The organism is Mesorhizobium sp. M1328, from assembly GCF_040318075.1.
Taxonomy (GTDB): domain Bacteria; phylum Pseudomonadota; class Alphaproteobacteria; order Rhizobiales; family Rhizobiaceae; genus Mesorhizobium.
In genome coordinates this window covers 101,627-118,720 of sequence record NZ_JAMYLO010000017.1, presented here as the reverse complement: position 1 = coordinate 118,720, position 17,094 = coordinate 101,627, and the positions used below count along the sequence as shown (strand labels likewise).

The following is a 17,094-nucleotide window of genomic DNA, read 5'->3' as shown; positions in this document are numbered from 1 at the left end:
CGGGGAAAGCGGGATTAAAATCACGACCTGCTCCGTAAACAGGACATGAAACGGCCGATGCCACGCTTCGATATTCTGGGACAGCTCGGTTCGCTGCGCCGCTATACACGCTCGCTGACACGCGACAGCGCCGATGCAGAGGATCTGGTGCATGATGCGCTGGTGCGTGCCTATGAGCGACGCGGCAGCTTCCGCTCCGGCGGAAACCTTCGCGTATGGCTGCTGTCGATCGTCCACAACGCGTTCATCGACGGATTGCGATCCCGCAAATCGGAAGCAATGCGCATCGAACAGGCCGGCTATCTCGCCGAGGCGAATGTCCGGGCTCCGCAGGAACATTCGGTCCGTCTGGCGCAGGTGCGCGACGCTTTTTTCAGATTGCCGGAAGAGCAACGTTGCGCGCTGCATCTCGTCGCCATCGAGGGACTTAGCTACAGCGAGGCTGCCGAGGTCAGCGGCGTGCCGCTGGGGACGCTGATCTCGCGCATCGGCAGGGCGCGTGCGGCCCTGCGCGAGATGGAGGACGCGGTGCCGGCACGCGCGAAAGGCCATCTGAAGATCGTCGGAGGTCGATGATGAACCAACTGCGCGATCCCGTGACCGACACCGATCTCGACGCCTATGTCGACGATCAGCTGGACGTGGCTCGTCGCATCGAGGTCGAGGCGTTCCTTTCGGCCCGCCCGGAAGCGGCCGCGCGGGTGATGTCCGACTTACGGATGCGTGACGAATTGCGCGTGGCGCTTGCCGGATCGAAAGGCATGGCGCGGCCCGCGACGGCCGATGCCGCACGGCGGCTGGAACGGGGATTGGCGCGCGGCCGCGTCCTTGGTGCTTTGCAGAGAGCGGCGGCAGTCGCCGTCTTCGTCGCTGCCGGCTGGCTTGCGAACGGGCTCATCGGACCGATATCGGTGACGGAAGTCGTCGCTTCGACCCATCCGCCGGCCTATGTGGAGGACGCGGTCCGGGCGCACCGCACGACGCTCGTGCGCGAGGCGATGTCGTCGCAACCCGAAGCACCCGGCTACAACGCCGACGAAATCCGCGCCGCGACTGCGATCGTGATGCCATCGCTGCCAGCGGACTGGACGGTCCGTGACGTGCAGATCTATCCATCGCAATTCGGCCCGAGCGTCGAGATGGCCGTCGAGACAAAAGAGATGGGGCTGGTCTCGCTGTTCGCCATCCGACCCGGAACATTCGATGTCGTCAAACCGACTGTCGTTCTCTCGGGCGAAGTTTCCTCGGCCTATTTCCAGATCGGCGAGGTCGCCTACGCGGTCGTCGGACGCAGCGATGTCGGCGGTCTCGATCGCACGGCCGAAGCGCTCGCCAAAACGCTTTACTGATCGACCTTCAAGAAGGAGAACCACATGAACAATCTCGGATATATCGGGGCCCGAGCCGGAGCCGTCTACGACGAAGGCCTGCGCCGGCACATGCTGCGCGTCTATAACTACATGGGCCTTGGCCTCGTCGTCACGGGCGTGATCGCGTTCGTGGTGGCTTCCACGCCCGCCCTTTACGTGCCGATCTTCTCCACCCCACTGAAATGGGTGGTGATGCTTGCCCCGCTGGCCTTTGTGCTCTTGTTCTCGTTTCGGATGCAGACGATGTCGGCAGCCGGCGCCCAGGCGATGTTTTGGGCATTCTGCGCCGTCATGGGCCTGTCGCTGGCTTCCGTGTTCCTAGTCTTTACCGGCACCAGCATCGCACGCACCTTCTTTATCGCCGCCACCATGTTCGGCGCGACCAGCCTTTACGGCTACACGACCAAACGCGACCTGACGCAGTTCTCGTCGTTCCTGATCATGGGCCTGATCGGCGTGGTGATCGCCATCATCGTCAATATCTTCCTGGGCTCGACCGCGCTCCAGTTCGCGATCTCGGTGATCGGCATCGCCGTCTTCATCGGCCTCACCGCCTGGGATACCCAGACTATCAAGGAGCAGTATGCGGAAAACTTCGGTGCGGAATCACAGCAGAAGCTCGCTGTCTTCGGTGCATTCTCGCTCTATCTGAACTTCATCAACATCTTCCAACTGCTGTTGAACTTCTCCGGCGAGCGCGAATAGCCGACGTCGGACCACGACCGGAGTTGGATATCATGGACAGAAACGATCAACAGGCGATCGGACAGCTCTTCGAGAAGTTGGCAAGCGTCGAGCGCCAGGCGCCGCCGCGCGATGCCGAAGCAGAGCGCTTCATCCAGGACCAGATCACCCAGCAGCCTGGGGCGCCATATTACATGGCCCAGACGATTGTGATGCAGGAGCAGGCCCTGAACGCAGCTCAGGCGCGCATCGAAGAACTGGAAGAGGAGGCGCAGCAGCCGGCCGGCGGTGGACCGCTGAGCGGCTTCTTCGGCCGCAGCGGCGGCAGGCGCTCAGGCTCGGTTCCGCGGGTAGGGCGCACCGCCTCCGTCGCAACTGAAGGGCCGCAGGACACACCACAGCGGGCAGGCGGCGGGTTCCTTGCCGGCGCCGCGCAGACCGCGATGGGCGTGGCGGGCGGCGTGCTGCTCGGCAACGCGATCGCCGGCATGTTTGGTGGCAGCGAAGCCAAGGCAGCCGAACAGCCGACGCCGCAGCCGGACGAAGCCGATCAGGCAGGCGATGCCAGCTCCAACAATGGCGGTGACTTCGGTGATATGGAGTTCTGACGAGCGACCCAGCCTGTGCCGGTGCTGGCGCTGGTGACGATTGCCGGTCAGCATAGGCGAGGTGGCGAGGGCAACATCCGGGAAGCGAGCCCCCGCCGGCGGCTAATAGCCCAGGCGCTTCAGTTCAGTCTTGACCGCCGCGATGGTCTTGAAGCGGAAGCGCTTCGTTGTGCCATCGCGCCAATGGCAGTCGCATGTGGCATCGAACTTCCGGCTCGCTTTCAATTGAGTCAGCGCCTTCTGGCCCGGCTTGGGATCATCGAAGATGCGAACTTCGTAGAGCGTCCCTTCGACATCGTAGTGGATCTGAGCCCAGGAAAGTATCACGATCAGTTCCTTTGCCGGGTCGTGGTCGGCGTTGGCGAGGCCGAGCGCTATGTCCGGTGTGTCGCCCTCTTGTTCACCGAGCGTGACCTGGATTGCACGATACCTGTTGTCAGCTAGCCGTTGCAGCGCGACGAGCGGGCGTTCCGGATAGTCCTCAGCGGTCTGGTAATCGACAAAGAGTGTCTGGAGGCCGTTCCAGCTCACGGCTGTGGTGTGCGGATCAGCATTGTCGGCGAACCCAACAACACGTTTGGCGAAAGCCAGGTCGTTCTCGCCTAGCGCACGATCAAGGTCCTGCGCTCGCGCGCCCGTGAGCGCGCACGCGAGGGTGAGGGCAAGACTTGCAAGCAGCGGGAGTGTCTTCATGATTCGCAACCCTAGCATGCCCGTTGCCTCCTCAGCGCTATAGCGAATGTCTAAGAGTGACCGGTCTGATCTCGCCGCCAACGGATGCTATAGGCTTTAGTCGCATAAGATAGATTATGGAACTGGCGTGGCCGGTTGGATGTGGCGTGAAGATAGCACCTCGCGAGATCCAACCCGGGAACCCAGCCGTAAAAACTTGGTCCTTCACGCTGATTCGTAAGGGATTTCGATCGTCATGCCGTCATAAGCAGGCTCGACGTTGGCCGGCGTCTGGGCCATTACCGTGGCGTAGTCGAGCGGAACATGCATATGCGTCAGCACCGCGTTCTTCGGCGCTAGTCTTTCGATCCAGCCAAGCGCCTGGCCAAGCGACAGATGGCTCGGGTGGACGGTGTATTGCAGCGCGTCGATGACGAGCATGTCCAGCCCGCGCAAACGCTCGGCCGTCGCGTCCGGAAAGTCGCTGACGTCAGGGCAATAAGCCAGCCCGCCGATGCGGAAACCCAGCGAGGTGATGTCGCCATGGAGCTGCAGCAGCGGTTCGAGGGTGAGGGCGCCGCCCTCGCCTTCGATCACCACCGGCCTGTGGTGGTCGATGATATGGGCGTCGACGATCGGCGGATACGAACTGCCTTTCGGTGTTTCGAAACAGTAGCGGAACGCCTCGCGTAGGCGCAGCATGGTGGCCTGATCGGCATGGATGTCGATCCGGTGGCGCTGCTCGAGCACGAAGCCGCGCAAATCGTCTATACCGTGGATATGGTCGGCATGCGGATGTGTATAGACCACCGCATCGATGCGCTTGACCGATGCCAGCAGCATCTGCTCGCGGAAATCCGGGCCGGTGTCGATGACGACCGTGGTCCGGGCGCCATTCGCCGCGATCCGCTCGACAAGCGCTGCGGTGCGCGTGCGCCGGTTCCGGGGGTTCGCGGGATCGCAATTGCCCCAGTCGCCGGTGATGCGTGGCGTGCCCGGCGATGAGCCGCAGCCGAGGACGGTAAGACGCAACCGGTCGCTCATGCGTCAGGCGCCCGGCGCGCTCGGGCGCGGCATTTTCCTGAATAGCCGGAAGAAATTATCCGTGGTGATACCAGCGATCTCGGCCTCGCGGACGCCGATCGTCTCGGCCAGTATCTTGGCTGTATGCGCGACGTAGGCAGGCTCATTGCGCTTGCCGCGAAACGGTATCGGCGCAAGGTATGGCGCGTCGGTTTCGACCAGCAGACGGTCGCGCGGCACATCGGCGGCGACGGCGCGCAACTCGGCGGAGTTCTTGAAGGTCAGGATGCCGGAAAAGGAAACGTAGCCGCCGAGCGCCACACCGATCTCGGCCAGCCTGCGTCCGGACGAAAAACAGTGCAGGATGAAGGGGAAGGCGCCCTTCCCTGTTTCTTCTTCGAGGATATCAGCCATGTCATCGTCGGCGTCGCGCGAATGGATGACCAGCGGCAGACCGGTCACGCGCGCCGCGGCGATGTGTGTGCGAAATCCCTGTGCCTGTGCATCGCGCGGCGCATGATCGTAGAAATAATCGAGCCCGGCCTCGCCGATCGCCACCACTTTTCGATGAGCGGACAGCCGCACCAGGTCATCGACAGTCACATCAAGCTCTTCAGCCGCATTGTGCGGATGGGTGCCCACCGAGCAATAGACCTCATCGAAAGTCTCGGCAATCTCAAGCACTTGGCTAAATCGCTTCACTCTCGTCGAGATCGTCACCATTCGGCCGATGCCGGCCGTAAGGGCGCGGGCGACGATGGCCGCCCGCTCTTCGGCGAAATCCGGAAAGTCGAGATGGCAGTGACTGTCGACCAGCATCAGGCGCTTGTATCCGTTTGCTCGACATAACGTGGAAATACCGGTTCCGGCGCCGGCAGCGCCGTGCCGGATACCAGCGCATGGCCTTCCGCGACATGCTCGAAATTACGGCTGCTGGCCGGCACCGCCAAAAGGTCTAGCAGCTTTGCCGCCGACTGCGGAATGAAGGGCTGGCACAGCAACCCGACACGCCGGATCACCTCAGCGGTCGTCCACAGCACCGTTTCCATGCGCGCCGGATCGGTCTTCTTCAGCGCCCATGGCTCCTGCCCAGCGAAATAGCGGTTGGCTTCGGCCACCACGCCAAAGATCGCCGCCAGAGCAAGGTGGATGCCCTGGTCGGCCATCGTCCTGCGCGCCGTGACAAGGGCGGTATCTGCCTGATCGAGGATCGCTTTGTCGGCATTACTCAATTCGCCGCGCTTAGGCACCGCGCCGCCGCAGTTCTTGGCGATCATCGACAGCGAGCGCTGCGCCAGATTGCCGAGATCGTTGGCGAGGTCGGCATTGGTGCGGTTGACGATTGCCTCATGGCTGTAGCTGCCGTCCTGGCCGAACGGCACTTCGCGCATGAAGAAATAGCGCACCTGGTCGAGGCCGTAGTGCTCGATCATCGCGAACGGGTCGACGACATTGCCGACCGACTTCGACATTTTCTCGCCACGGTTGAACAGAAAACCATGCGCGAACACGCGCTTCGGCAATTCGATGCCGGCCGACATCAGGAATGCCGGCCAGTAGACCGCGTGGAAGCGGATGATGTCCTTGCCGATGACGTGGACGTTCGCCGGCCAGAAAGACCATCTCTCATTGGCCGGATCCGGATAACCGGCCGCGGTGATGTAGTTGGTTAGGGCATCGACCCAGACATACATCACATGCTTCTCATCGCCGGGCACCGGCACGCCCCATTTGAATGTGGTGCGCGAGATCGACAGATCCTTCAGGCCGGATTTGACAAAGCTGATGATTTCATTGCGCCGCTCCGCCGGTCCGACGAATTCGGGGCTGTTCTCGTAGAGCGCGAGCAGTCTGTCCTGATAGGCGGAAAGGCGGAAGAAATAGCTCTCTTCCTCGGTCCATTCGACAGGCGAGCCGAGCGGTTCGCGGCGCACGCCGTCGTCACCGACCTTGGTTTCGGCCTCGTCGAAATAGGCTTCCTGCCGCACCGAATACCAGCCGCTGTAGCGGTCGAGGTAGATGTCGCCATTCTCAGCCATGCGCGTCCAGATCGCCTGGCAGGCCTTGTAATGACGCTCTTCGGTGGTGCGGATGAAAACGTCGTTCGAGCAACCAGTCGCTTCGAGCATCGAGCGGAAGATCGCCGAGTTGCGATCGGCAAGCGCTTTCGGCGTTAGGCCTTCGGCGTCCGCCGTCTGCTGCATCTTCAAACCGTGCTCGTCGGTTCCCGAGACGAAGAAGACGTCCTTGCCATCGAGCCGCTGAAAGCGGGCCAGTGTGTCGCTGGCGATGACATTGTAGGCATGGCCGATATGCGGCTTGCCGTTCGGATAGAAAATCGGCGTCGTGACGTAGTATTTTTCGCGTGCCATGGATGAGCCGTCATGAATGTCTGAATGAAAGATGTCGCGGTGAGATATCGCATCGAAACGGCAATTGCCATCCGACGCCAATGTGGTGGCTTTCGAAGTTCCTGCGATTGATTGGGAATCAATACTCAGGGGCTTCAAAGCCACGCCAGCGGCCGTCACATTCGCATTGCAGAATTCAGGCGGTCGATCATGGTCAGGGCGTGCTGCTTTTTGTCGAGATTGTAGGTCTCGGTTTCAGATATAGCGTTCAAAGCCTCGTGCCAAGTATCCGATAGCGTTTTGGCCCGCGCGAGATCGCCGGCGAGCGCGGCCTGGCTGGCGCCGGCCGACAGCAGATCAAGCGCGCGGCGATTGAATATCTCGAACGGGATCGCCTGGTCGCGGCCGGCGACCGCCTCGGCAAGACGGTAGGCGCCTGCGACATCTATCTTCTTGGACATCACCAGAGCGTCGAGGGTGGCGGCGATTTCAAGCCCGCCATACTGCGTCAACAGGATCGCATTGCGCGCGCTGCCCCCTGCCCGCTGCGCCAGCGCCGCGCGCGCCGCAGGATCCTCCGGTGGCGGCGGCTCGATGCCCTCCAGAACCGTCATCAAGCTCTCGGCATCGAGCGGCGCCAACCGCACCATCTGGCAGCGCGACCGGATCGTCGGCAGCAGACTGCCCGGCGCATGGACGATGAGGATGAACAAGGTGCGCGCGGGTGGCTCTTCAAGATTCTTCAGCAAGGCATTGGCAGCATTGGTGTTCATGTCGTCGGCGGGATCGACGATAACCACCCGGTAGCTGCCGTCGTGCGAGGTCAGCGACAGAAAACGGCTGACCTTGCGGATTTCGTCGACCGTGACCACCGTCTTGAAGCTCTTGGTCTTGTCGTTCGCGGGGCGTGTAAGATGCAGCGCCGAAGGATGTGCCCCGGTGGCGATCTGGCGAAACAGCGACGAAGCCGGATCTGGAACGGCAAGGCTTTCCGGCGCCTGCTCGAAGGCCGGGTGCTTCAACAGATGATGCGCCAGGTGAAAGGCCAGCGTCGCCTTGCCGATGCCAACCGGTCCGGCAAAGATCAGTGCGTGCGGTAGCTTTCCCGAGCGATAAGCAGTGGCGAGCATGTTGGCCGCCTGCAGGTGACCGACAAGACGCGGCGTCTCGGATGGCTCGGGCACTCCGTCCAGCGTGTCGTGCTGTTCGGGCGCGATGCGTTCGAAAATCATGCCGGCGCCGCCTGCCTTCTTTGCGCCGGCATCATCCTCTCGAGAGCCGTGAAGACCGTGGCGGTAACGACATGCTCCACCGCATCTAGGTCGGCTGACGCATCGACGACGACGCAGCGTTCGGGTTCAGCTGCGGCGATCGCGAGAAACGCCTCGCGCCGACGTTGGTGGATGGCCAATGTTTCCTTCTCGAAGCGGTCCGGTCCGTCAGTGCTGCCCCGCCGGGCGGTAGCGCGCCTCAGGCCCTCGGCGGGGTCGATGTCGAAGATCAGTGTCATGTCCGGCACCATGCCATTGATGGCGACCTTCTCCAATGCGTCCATGAATGCCGGGTCGAGGCCGCCGGTGACGCCCTGGTAGACGCGCGAAGAATCGATGAAGCGGTCGCAAAGCACGACCGAGCCGCGCTCGACTGCCGGCCGGATGACCTGTTCGACATGGTCGGAACGCGCGGCGGCGAAAAGCAGCGCTTCCATCTTGGGGCCGAACGGCTCGGCTGCGCCTGAAAGCAGGACATGTCTGACCGCCTCCGCGCCCGGCGAGCCACCCGGCTCACGCGTCACCAGCACATCGTATTTCTTGGCGCGCATCTTCCTTGCCAGCCGCTCGATCTGCGTCGACTTGCCTGCTCCTTCGCCGCCTTCAAAAGTGATGAAAAATCCGCGCGCCAAAGCCTTTGTCCATACTTCGGGGACCGTATAGTCCCCGCGGGAAAAAAGGTCCACCGCGACGGTGCTAACGCAGCCAGCCGACGGCCAGTTCCTTGGCGGCGTCGAGCGCGCGCTGCGGCAGCGAGCCGACACCGATCGACTCGGCGGCAAACAGCGGCGTTTCCTGGCTCAGCGTATCGCCGATCCAGACGCGCAGCGCACCCACCGGCTGCCCCTCCTCCACCGGCGCGGCAACCGGTCCGTCATAGACGATCCTGGCGGTGAGCTTGTCGCGGTTGGTGATCGGCAGGAAGATCTGCACCGGTCCTTTTGCCTTTAGCGCGACACCGGACTTGGCGCCGCCAAAGACCTGGGCTTCGCCAACCACTTCGTCCTTGGCGAATATTTCAGTCTTCTCGAAGGAGCGAACGCCCCAGTCGAGCAGCTTTCGCGCTTCCTCAGCACGCTCGCGGTCGTTTGCCAGGCCGCTCATCGCCGCGATCACCCTTGTGCCATTGTGGCTGACCGAGCCGACGATGCCGAAGCCGGATTGCTCGCTGGCGCCGACCGCGAGCCCGTCGGCGCCTATGTCCATGGCCAGCAGCGGATTGCGGTTCCTCTGGGAAATCTTGTTCCAGGCAAAATCCTTCTGGCCGTAATAGCGGTAGAAATCCGGGTAGTTGCGCCAGATATGCAGGGCCAGAAGCGCGAGTTCGCGAACGCTCGTTTGCTGCCCATCGGCCGGCAGACCGGTGGCATTGACGAAAGTCGATTTTTGCAAGCCGATCTGGCGGGCACGCTCGGTCATCTGCGCCGCGAAGTTTGCCTCGGACCCGGCCATTCCTTCAGCGATGACAATGCAGCCGTCATTGGCCGCCTGCACGGTCACGCCCTTGATCAGGTCTTCCAGCCGGATCGTCGACTTGAGTTTCGCGAACATCGTCGATGTCCCCGAAGGAGCGCCGCCTTTGCGCCAGGCGTTCTCGCTGACCACGAAGGTGTCGTCGAGCGTCATGCGCCCCGATTTGATGGCGTCGAAGACCACCTCCATCGTCATCAGTTTGGCCAGCGAGGCCGGCGGGATCAACCTGTCCGCGTCCTTGGAAATCAGCACCGTGCCGGTTTCGGCATCGATCATGAAGGCCTGCGCGGCCTTGGTCTCGAAAAGCTGTGCCGAGGCCGGCACAAGCGAGAGCAGCAGCAGGCCGAGCGTCATAAGCCCGGTGAAAGGGTGGAAAAATTTCATCAGGTTCGACCAGTGAGCCGGCGCTTTTGCAAGTTGGCAGAAGCTATCAGGCTTTTGCCTGGCGGATCAATCGCGCACGAAAAAACCAGGCAGCCCGAGGTCAGTTGCGTACAGCAAGCGCGTCCGGCGCACCATGCGACCACGCTGCCTGCAGCATCTCGTCCAGGCTGCCGCGGCCGTCGGCATAGAGGTTAACCGAGTACCAGCCCTTGCCGTCGAGTTCGGAGCGCTGGATCTCGATCTTGCCGAAGCTGGAAAGCTGCGCCGCCACCCGCTCGGCTTCGGCGGCATTCTCGAACGAACCCGCCGCGACATAGGCTGTGGGCGACCCAGCTGGAGGAGCTTGCCGCTTCCACGATTGAAGAAGCTCGGCGGGCGACATGCCTGTGCCATCCAGCCCGGCAAACGCGTTGGAGGCGCGCTGCCCGCGCTCGTCGGCGTAAGACAGCGACGCCACGGTGAATGGCGATTGCGCCGGCAAGTTGATCTCCGGACGCTCCGGCACGATCGGGCCGAAGTCGGGCAGTACGATGTCTCCCGACGCTGATGCTTGCACCGCCATGGCAGGCCCTGCATCGGATCCCTGCCCGGAATTCGTCAGCTGACCGGGGAATGGCACGGCAGCAGCGCTCACCGGCAGGCTTGGCGACGGCCCATTCATGGCGACCATGACACCGCTGGGCAGGCCGTCCGACGGATCCGGCGCCCTGTTGCCTGGACGATACGAAGCCATAAGATACTGCCCGTCATTGCCTTCGAGCGGCGCACGGCCGACATATTCGACCTTCACCTCGGCCGTACCGATATTGGCGTAATCGAGCATTTCAGCAGCGCGCTTCGACACATCGATGATGCGTCCATCATGGTAGGGTCCGCGATCGTTGACGCGCACGATCACCGAGCTGCCGGTCTTCACGTTGGTGACACGCGCATAACTCGGCAGCGGCATGGTCGGATGCGCCGCCGTCAGATCTGCCATGTCGTAGACTTCGCCGTTGGCGGTCAACCGGCCGTGGAACGCCTCACCGTACCAGGACGCGAGACCAACCTTGGCGTAACGTTTGTCTTCCTTCGGATAATACCACTTGCCGCGCACCTGATAGGGCTTGCCGAGCTGGTCGCGTCCCCGAGACGTCTTGAACATCACGCGCGGGCTGGCTTTCACGCCATACTCGGCTTCGGAAAAATATTCCTTGGAGCGAGGTTTCTTGTTGACCATCGCCTTTTGCTGCGGCCCGGCACATGCCGCAAGAAAGGCTGCCGACAAGGCAAACAGCGCGAAAGCGGAAGCGCGACGAAGACGCGGGCGCGCCGTGGTCTGCATATTTTGATTGTCCCCTATAGCATCGACGAAGGCACCGCAGCATAAACATCAGCGATGCCAAAGCACCCACTCCAGAAACGCCGGCGACGCCCTACCCCAATCCTTTTTGTGCGCAGGAATTGTTTATCACCGTATTAACCGATTGTGGTCGGAACCGGGCGAGATTGTGGCACGGACCGTCTCGCCGATCGGCATCAAAATCATCGCTTGTCGATCAGCAGCGCCATTCATTGCTGCGCTTTGCCCTTGCCTTGGCCTGGCTGCCAGCGCAGATTCAGGGACCGAAGATCACAAGCTCGGTGAACGTCAGATCTCCAGGTGCGGGTGGTCTGGGACCCTTGAAGTATTTCAGCCCCTTGTTGGGCCGGTACCATCCCACCAAACCTGGAATCGGCTCCTTGGCGTCGACAAAGCAAACCAGGATTCCGCTTCGCAAGAGAAAGCGCCCCATCGCACCGGCGCAACGGCTCAAATCTGCGAGCGAGCGGCAATAGATGACCTGATGGCACCGGACAACACCGTGCAACATTCGGCGCGGCATCAACACCAGGGGGAACGCTGCTCCGTCGCAAATGCAGATCAACGACAGGCAGCCCAGCGCGACGTGTTCCGAGAGTATGTATCTCTCACTCTCGGGCAGCATCGCCAATTCCGGAAGACCGGGACGCACTTCGAGCACGCGACTTGACCGCTGCGCCGAACTTAAAGCCGGCAAGAAGGTAAATTGTCCACTGGAGAAGAGCCGAAAGCCAAGCGCCCGGTTGGCTTTCAACGTCGCTTGTGCCGGCGAAATGTTCGTGTAGGTCACGTCCTTCCGCTTGAGAACCGCCGCAACCAACATGGCACCATAGGGACGGAATTCTGCATCGACTGACCAGCTTGAAAGATTGCAGCGGATTTCCTCGCTCTCCGACCCTTGGTAGCGAGCATAAAGGGTGAGCACAACGCCGACGATCCGACCGGCATGCTCCAAAGCAAAGCCATATTGTGGGAACTCGGCAATCGCAGGCCGCTGCGACAAACGGGTCAAAGCCTGGATCCAGTAACTCCGGTTACGCGCCGGAAAGCCTCTGCACAGGCAATCGACCACCCCCTCCCAGTCGGTTTCGCGGATTGGTCTACAGCGGAGACCGGGCGGGAGAGCGCCAAGTACGGCCAAAATCAACTCCAGAATACGATTTTACTTACATGTGCCTAATGCGCCCAACATATCAGCGCGCAACGATTAATAGTCCGTGCGGGTTTTAAAAACGATTTTCCACACCCAGCACAAACACAGCTCGCCATGACGCTGCTCACCGTCCTGGATCGCGCCGAAAGCTGCGGCCGCCACGGTTGACTTGGTGTTGAATGCGGCTTTAGAGGAATGAAGCGCGAACCGGTCGGGGAACGTCCTGGTGCCAATCCGGTACCGATTGCTCGAACCCGCTCCTCTCGCGATATCCTAAGTGATTGAAAAATCACCTTGGAGGGATGGCCGAGCGGTTTAAGGCACCGGTCTTGAAAACCGGCGTGGGTGCAAGCCCACCGTGGGTTCGAATCCCACTCCCTCCGCCATTTTGAAGCCAATTTCTTCGTTCCTGCGCGCACGACGTCGAGTTTCCGGGCGCAAGGCGGACCACCGCCCGCCATGGGCGCCACCGCATTCGCCGGCGCACTCGATGTGGTCGACAACATCCGGCCATTCTACACCGACAGCAGCATGAAAACGCTGAAGCCGATGCCGGAATTCAAGGTTGTCTTCATGGTCATGCCGAAAGCCCAGCGCAACATGATGATGAGAGAATGCCAAGATGCGGCCCAGAGCAAGCCTTACGCGGAGTTCTGCGGCGACGTGAATGCACTGGCCGGAATGAAGTAGCCGCTCCTGATCCCCAATCGGGAATGAATACTATCGAATGCATGGATGATGGCGAGCGGTGCCCGCCATCATTCGGAGTGGCGGTGCTCAACGACCGAACACTTCTTTCACGGTATCAACAACCTGCCGCAAAGCGAAAACTGTCACCCGCCGCGCCAAGCACGGACAGACCGGCGGCTGGCGCTTCGTCGGGTTGATTTCTCCGCCCGAATATGATGCTTCTCCCGCCTATGAATAAACTATTTTCTGCGGTTCTCGCATGGATGATACTGGCTTGGCCGGCCAGCGCGATGGACAGCGCATTGCGCGCCGGCCTGCTGAAACTCGATCCGCAAACCCGGCTGGAGCAGCGATGCGACGCCGAAATTCTCGACCGGATTACCCGCGACGACCACAAATACAAAGCCGATCGTGTCGTCGCCTACGCTTTTGCGACGCCCGAAATGGGCGCCGATGCGATCAAGAGCCCGGGTGCTGCGTTTCGTAGCAAAGGACAATGGTACCGGCTGAAATTCAAATGCGAGACAGCGCCGGACCATATGGAAGTCCTGCAGCTCCGCTACCGGATCGGTGATGAAATTCCGGAAAGCGACTGGCCCAAATACAATCTCTATAACTAGGCATTCGCGACCCGTGGCCGCATTTTGCCGGTGTTTCGGGCCGATCGTCGCAAACTCTGTATATTGCCGCAATAACGGGCGGTTTGCCGACCTTGTTCCAACCAGTCCCTTGACGCCCGGGAACCATACACGTTAGGGCCCTCCAGGCATTCGACGCGAACGGTCGGCCAACCAGCAAGGGACTTCCAGTCGATGGAAATTTTCACTGCCGCGGGCTTCTCTGCCCTGCTCCAGGTCATCGCCATCGATCTCGTGCTTGCAGGCGATAACGCCATCGTCATCGGCCTGGCCGCGGCGGGCTTGCCGGTCGAGCAGCGCAAGAGAGCGATTCTCATCGGCGTGGTGGCGGCGACGGTGCTGCGTATCGGTTTTGCCGCGATCACCGTCACCCTGCTGCAGATTGTCGGCCTGCTGCTGGCCGGCGGTATCTTGCTGCTGTGGGTGTGCTGGAAGATGTATCGCGAGCTGCGCACGTCCGATGCCGACGAGGTGGAGGCGACCGAAGCGTTGTCCAATTCCGATATCAACAGCGATGATATGGTGGCCGGCAAGGCGCGCAAGAAGACCTTGGGTCAGGCAGCATTGCAGATCGTCATCGCCGACGTGTCGATGTCGCTCGACAACGTGCTGGCGGTCGCCGGCGCAGCGCGCGATCACTTCCAGGTGCTGGTGATAGGCCTCGTCCTGTCGATCGCGCTGATGGGCCTTGCCGCGAGCTTCATCGCCAAGCTCCTGCACCGCCATCGCTGGATCGCCTATATCGGCCTTTTGATCATCTTCTATGTCGCACTCGACATGATCTACCGTGGCGCGGTGGAGGTCTTGCCGCATGTCAGCAGTGCGGTGAGCTGACGCGTCGACTCGAATTCGCATCGGCCGGCCTTTCAGCTTCGGCGAGCCTTCGGCGACACTGGCGGTTGCGTTTCGCCGCAGCCGCTGCCCATACCAATGCCCCGACAAGTGTGATACTGCGCCGCCAATCCTGAAAATCCGGAAAGCTTTGATGTCCGCCCCTCGCGTTAGTTTCGTCAGTCTTGGATGCCCGAAAGCCCTTGTGGATTCGGAGCGCATCATCACGCGCCTGCGCGCCGAAGGCTACGAGATCGCCCGCAAGCACGACGGTGCCGACCTGGTCGTCGTCAACACCTGTGGCTTCCTCGATTCGGCCCGCGACGAATCGCTCAACGCTATCGGCTCGGCACTTTCGGAGAATGGAAAAGTCATCGTCACCGGCTGCCTCGGCGCCGAGCCGGACGTCATCCGTGAAAGACATCCCAACGTCCTCGCCATCACCGGCCCGCAAGCTTATGAGAGCGTGATGGCGGCGGTGCATGAGGCAGCACCGCCGAGCCACGATCCCTACATCGACCTTTTGCCGCCGCAGGGCGTCAAGCTCACGCCGCGCCACTATGCGTATCTCAAGATTTCGGAAGGTTGCAACAACCGCTGCACCTTCTGCATCATACCGGCGCTGCGTGGCGACCTCGTATCGCGGCCGGCCGCCGACGTGTTGCGCGAAGCCGAGAAGCTGGCCAAGGCGGGGGTCAAGGAGATCCTCGTCATCTCGCAGGATACCAGCGCCTACGGCATCGACATCAAATACCAGGCCAGCATGTTCGGCGATCGCGAAGTGCGGGCGAAATTCCTCGATCTATCGGAAGAACTGGGCAAGCTCGGTGTCTGGGTGCGCATGCACTATGTCTATCCCTACCCGCATGTCGCAGACGTCATCCCACTGATGGCCGAAGGCAAGATCCTTCCCTATCTCGACATTCCGTTCCAGCACGCCTCGCCGCAGGTGCTGAAGAACATGCGCCGGCCCGCTCATGGCGAAAAGACGCTCGAGCGCATTCGCGGCTGGCGCGAAGTCTGCCCGGACCTTGCCATCCGCTCCACCTTCATCGTCGGCTTCCCCGGCGAGACGGATGACGATTTCGAGATGCTGCTCGACTGGCTGGACGAGGCCAGGATCGACCGCGCCGGCTGTTTCAAATACGAGCCGGTCAGAGGCGCCCTCTCCAACGGGCTCGGCCTCGAGCAAGTGCCGCAGGAGATCAAGGAAGCCCGCTGGCATCGCTTCATGCAGCGCCAGCAGAAGATTTCGGCAACGCAGCTCACCAAGAAAATCGGCAAGCGCCTGCCGGTCCTGATCGACGAGGCGCATGGCAATTCGGCCAAGGGCCGGACCAAATACGACGCGCCCGAAATCGACGGTTCGGTCCATATCCAGTCGCGGCGGCCACTGCGCGCCGGCGACATCGTCACGGTCAAGATCGACCGCGCCGACGCTTACGACCTCTACGGCTCGGCGGTCTGATATCATTCAGTCCAAAATAAAAGGGCGCCGCGTAGGCGCCCTTTGGTTCGATTTGTTTTCGCCTGCTTACTGCGGCAGCTTGTCGTCAACGCCCTTCACGTAGAAATTCATGCCGAGCAGCGTGCCGTCGTCCGCGACCTCGCCTTCCTTCAGCCACGGTGTGCCGTCCTGCTTGGCGATCGGCCCGGTGAAGGGGTTCCAGCCGTCGGCGATCTTCTTGGTGGTGGCCTCGGCCATCGCCTTCACGTCGTCGGGCATGTTGGTGAACGGCGCCAGCTTGACGGCGCCGTCCTTGATGCCGAGCCAGACATTGTCGGGCTTCCAGGTGCCGTCGAGCGCCGCCTGGACCCGGCTAATGTAGTACGGGCCCCACTCGTCGGTCAGCGAGGTCAGCTGCGCGTGCGGCGCGAACTTGATCATGTCGGAGGACTGGCCGAAGCCGTGCAGCTTGCGCTCCTCAGCCACCTGCAAGGCAGCGGTCGAGTCGGTGTGCTGGACGATGATATCGGCGCCCTGGTCGAACAATGCTTTGGCAGCGTCGGCCTCCTTGCCGGGATCGAACCAGGAGTTCACCCACACGATCTTCGCCTTGAAGTTCGGGTTGATCGACTGTGCGCCGAGCATAAAGGAATTTATGCCCATCACCACTTCCGGGATCGGGAAGGAAACGATGTAGCCGGCGACGCCCGACTTCGATTGCTTGGCGGCGATCTGGCCAAGCACGTAGCGGCCTTCATAGAAACGCGCATTGTAGATGCCGAGATTTTCGGCCGTCTTGTAACCGGTGGCGTGCTCGAACATCACCTTGGGAAATTTCTTGGCGATCTTCACTTCCGGGTCCATGAAGCCGAAGGACGTGCCGAAAATGATCTTGCATCCCTCGCGCGCCAGGCGCTCGAAGGCGCGATCGGCATCGGGGCCTTCGGAGACGTTTTCGAGATAGGCGGTCTCGACCTTGTCGCCGAGTGCCTTTTCCACCTCGAGGCGGCCTTGGTCGTGCTGGTAGGAGTAGCCGAAATCGCCGATCGGGCCGGTGTAGACCCAGCAGGCCTTCAGCTTGTCCGCCGCCTGGGCTGAGGCCGCCAATGACAATGCGGCCGTCGTCGCCATCAGGGCAATAAGCAGTTTTTTCATTG

At 61.6% G+C, this 17,094-nt stretch carries 18 protein-coding genes and 1 tRNA gene; 9 read left to right on the top strand and 10 right to left on the bottom strand.

All coding sequences use genetic code 11. From position 1 onward, the window contains the following. The first annotated feature begins 45 nt into the window (after positions 1 to 45). From NKH23_RS25335 to NKH23_RS25320, 4 genes are read left to right on the top strand one after another with little or no spacing between them, the layout of a single operon-like run. Positions 46 to 576, top strand: coding sequence for a sigma-70 family RNA polymerase sigma factor (locus NKH23_RS25335; protein WP_502912372.1), 531 nt, complete (start codon positions 46 to 48; stop codon positions 574 to 576). Further along, positions 576 to 1,349, top strand: a complete 774-nt coding sequence (locus NKH23_RS25330; protein WP_352719492.1) for an anti-sigma factor family protein — start codon at positions 576 to 578, stop codon at positions 1,347 to 1,349. The genes NKH23_RS25335 and NKH23_RS25330 overlap by 1 nt, the downstream gene beginning before the upstream one ends. Before the next feature lie 24 nt (positions 1,350 to 1,373). Then, a complete protein-coding gene (locus tag NKH23_RS25325) occupies positions 1,374 to 2,075 on the top strand; it encodes a Bax inhibitor-1/YccA family protein (protein ID WP_352914694.1) in 702 nt (233 codons plus the stop codon). 32 nt (positions 2,076 to 2,107) lie between these two features. Further along, on the top strand, positions 2,108 to 2,662 hold the full coding sequence (locus tag NKH23_RS25320) for a DUF2076 domain-containing protein (RefSeq protein WP_352977240.1): 555 nt from the start codon (positions 2,108 to 2,110) through the stop codon (positions 2,660 to 2,662). A gap of 102 nt (positions 2,663 to 2,764) precedes the next feature. On the opposite strand, the gene NKH23_RS25315 is transcribed toward NKH23_RS25320, so the two are convergent. From NKH23_RS25315 to NKH23_RS25275, 9 genes are all read right to left on the bottom strand, one after another. Further along, positions 2,765 to 3,355, bottom strand: a complete 591-nt coding sequence (locus NKH23_RS25315; RefSeq protein WP_352914698.1) for a hypothetical protein — start codon at positions 3,353 to 3,355, stop codon at positions 2,765 to 2,767. A 204-nt stretch (positions 3,356 to 3,559) separates the two neighbouring features. Further along, positions 3,560 to 4,378, bottom strand: a complete 819-nt coding sequence (locus tag NKH23_RS25310) for an MBL fold metallo-hydrolase (protein ID WP_352719488.1) — start codon at positions 4,376 to 4,378, stop codon at positions 3,560 to 3,562. A 3-nt stretch (positions 4,379 to 4,381) separates the two neighbouring features. Beyond that, positions 4,382 to 5,176: a TatD family hydrolase gene (locus NKH23_RS25305; protein WP_352719487.1), complete on the bottom strand. Its 795-nt coding sequence runs from the start codon at positions 5,174 to 5,176 to the stop codon at positions 4,382 to 4,384. Then, entirely contained in the window at positions 5,176 to 6,762 is a 1,587-nt protein-coding gene (gene metG, locus NKH23_RS25300) for a methionine--tRNA ligase (RefSeq protein ID WP_352977250.1), read from the bottom strand. The genes NKH23_RS25305 and metG overlap by 1 nt, the downstream gene beginning before the upstream one ends. Before the next feature lie 122 nt (positions 6,763 to 6,884). Beyond that, a complete protein-coding gene (locus NKH23_RS25295) occupies positions 6,885 to 7,940 on the bottom strand; it encodes a DNA polymerase III subunit delta' (RefSeq protein WP_353035532.1) in 1,056 nt (351 codons plus the stop codon). Next, complete coding sequence (gene tmk, locus NKH23_RS25290) at positions 7,937 to 8,611, bottom strand: dTMP kinase (protein ID WP_352977231.1); 675 nt, start codon at positions 8,609 to 8,611, stop codon at positions 7,937 to 7,939. The genes NKH23_RS25295 and tmk overlap by 4 nt, the downstream gene beginning before the upstream one ends. A gap of 64 nt (positions 8,612 to 8,675) precedes the next feature. Further along, positions 8,676 to 9,806, bottom strand: a complete 1,131-nt coding sequence (locus NKH23_RS25285; protein ID WP_352977249.1) for a D-alanyl-D-alanine carboxypeptidase family protein — start codon at positions 9,804 to 9,806, stop codon at positions 8,676 to 8,678. A gap of 130 nt (positions 9,807 to 9,936) precedes the next feature. Next, entirely contained in the window at positions 9,937 to 11,160 is a 1,224-nt protein-coding gene (locus tag NKH23_RS25280) for a septal ring lytic transglycosylase RlpA family protein (protein WP_352977230.1), read from the bottom strand. A 274-nt stretch (positions 11,161 to 11,434) separates the two neighbouring features. Then, positions 11,435 to 12,190 (bottom strand): hypothetical protein, encoded by a 756-nt coding sequence (locus tag NKH23_RS25275; RefSeq protein ID WP_352977229.1) that lies wholly within the window; start codon positions 12,188 to 12,190, stop codon positions 11,435 to 11,437. A 437-nt stretch (positions 12,191 to 12,627) separates the two neighbouring features. On the opposite strand from NKH23_RS25275, the gene NKH23_RS25270 reads away from it, so the two are divergent. From NKH23_RS25270 to rimO, 5 genes are all read left to right on the top strand, one after another. After that, positions 12,628 to 12,717: transfer RNA gene (locus NKH23_RS25270), tRNA-Ser, on the top strand. Positions 12,718 to 12,790: 73 nt separating this feature from the next. Then, positions 12,791 to 13,021, top strand: coding sequence for a hypothetical protein (locus NKH23_RS25265; RefSeq protein WP_352977228.1), 231 nt, complete (start codon positions 12,791 to 12,793; stop codon positions 13,019 to 13,021). Positions 13,022 to 13,233: 212 nt separating this feature from the next. Further along, complete coding sequence (locus NKH23_RS25260; protein ID WP_352466186.1) at positions 13,234 to 13,641, top strand: DUF930 domain-containing protein; 408 nt, start codon at positions 13,234 to 13,236, stop codon at positions 13,639 to 13,641. Between the two features lie 192 nt (positions 13,642 to 13,833). After that, complete coding sequence (locus tag NKH23_RS25255) at positions 13,834 to 14,493, top strand: TerC family protein (RefSeq protein ID WP_292653611.1); 660 nt, start codon at positions 13,834 to 13,836, stop codon at positions 14,491 to 14,493. A 151-nt stretch (positions 14,494 to 14,644) separates the two neighbouring features. Further along, positions 14,645 to 15,958, top strand: a complete 1,314-nt coding sequence (gene rimO, locus NKH23_RS25250) for a 30S ribosomal protein S12 methylthiotransferase RimO (RefSeq protein WP_352719482.1) — start codon at positions 14,645 to 14,647, stop codon at positions 15,956 to 15,958. Positions 15,959 to 16,024: 66 nt separating this feature from the next. Here the strand turns inward: rimO and NKH23_RS25245 are convergent, their stop codons facing one another. Then, positions 16,025 to 17,092 (bottom strand): BMP family ABC transporter substrate-binding protein, encoded by a 1,068-nt coding sequence (locus tag NKH23_RS25245; RefSeq protein ID WP_352719481.1) that lies wholly within the window; start codon positions 17,090 to 17,092, stop codon positions 16,025 to 16,027. Positions 17,093 to 17,094: the final 2 nt, after the last annotated feature.

What these genes read in the sequence shown, in the direction of transcription:
- NKH23_RS25305 (WP_352719487.1), bottom strand. Translation starts at nt 5,176, where the DNA reads ATGCTGGTCGACAGTCACTGCCATCTCGACTTTCCGGATTTCGCCGAA.
- NKH23_RS25260 (WP_352466186.1), top strand. Translation starts at nt 13,234, where the DNA reads ATGATGCTTCTCCCGCCTATGAATAAACTATTTTCTGCGGTTCTCGCA.
- NKH23_RS25330 (WP_352719492.1), top strand. Translation starts at nt 576, where the DNA reads ATGAACCAACTGCGCGATCCCGTGACCGACACCGATCTCGACGCCTAT.
- rimO (WP_352719482.1), top strand. Translation starts at nt 14,645, where the DNA reads ATGTCCGCCCCTCGCGTTAGTTTCGTCAGTCTTGGATGCCCGAAAGCC.
- NKH23_RS25315 (WP_352914698.1), bottom strand. Translation starts at nt 3,355, where the DNA reads ATGAAGACACTCCCGCTGCTTGCAAGTCTTGCCCTCACCCTCGCGTGC.
- NKH23_RS25295 (WP_353035532.1), bottom strand. Translation starts at nt 7,940, where the DNA reads ATGATTTTCGAACGCATCGCGCCCGAACAGCACGACACGCTGGACGGA.
- NKH23_RS25280 (WP_352977230.1), bottom strand. Translation starts at nt 11,160, where the DNA reads ATGCAGACCACGGCGCGCCCGCGTCTTCGTCGCGCTTCCGCTTTCGCG.
- NKH23_RS25245 (WP_352719481.1), bottom strand. Translation starts at nt 17,092, where the DNA reads ATGAAAAAACTGCTTATTGCCCTGATGGCGACGACGGCCGCATTGTCA.
- NKH23_RS25310 (WP_352719488.1), bottom strand. Translation starts at nt 4,378, where the DNA reads ATGAGCGACCGGTTGCGTCTTACCGTCCTCGGCTGCGGCTCATCGCCG.
- NKH23_RS25325 (WP_352914694.1), top strand. Translation starts at nt 1,374, where the DNA reads ATGAACAATCTCGGATATATCGGGGCCCGAGCCGGAGCCGTCTACGAC.
- NKH23_RS25320 (WP_352977240.1), top strand. Translation starts at nt 2,108, where the DNA reads ATGGACAGAAACGATCAACAGGCGATCGGACAGCTCTTCGAGAAGTTG.
- NKH23_RS25255 (WP_292653611.1), top strand. Translation starts at nt 13,834, where the DNA reads ATGGAAATTTTCACTGCCGCGGGCTTCTCTGCCCTGCTCCAGGTCATC.
- NKH23_RS25335 (WP_502912372.1), top strand. Translation starts at nt 46, where the DNA reads ATGAAACGGCCGATGCCACGCTTCGATATTCTGGGACAGCTCGGTTCG.
- NKH23_RS25265 (WP_352977228.1), top strand. Translation starts at nt 12,791, where the DNA reads ATGGGCGCCACCGCATTCGCCGGCGCACTCGATGTGGTCGACAACATC.
- NKH23_RS25285 (WP_352977249.1), bottom strand. Translation starts at nt 9,806, where the DNA reads ATGACGCTCGGCCTGCTGCTGCTCTCGCTTGTGCCGGCCTCGGCACAG.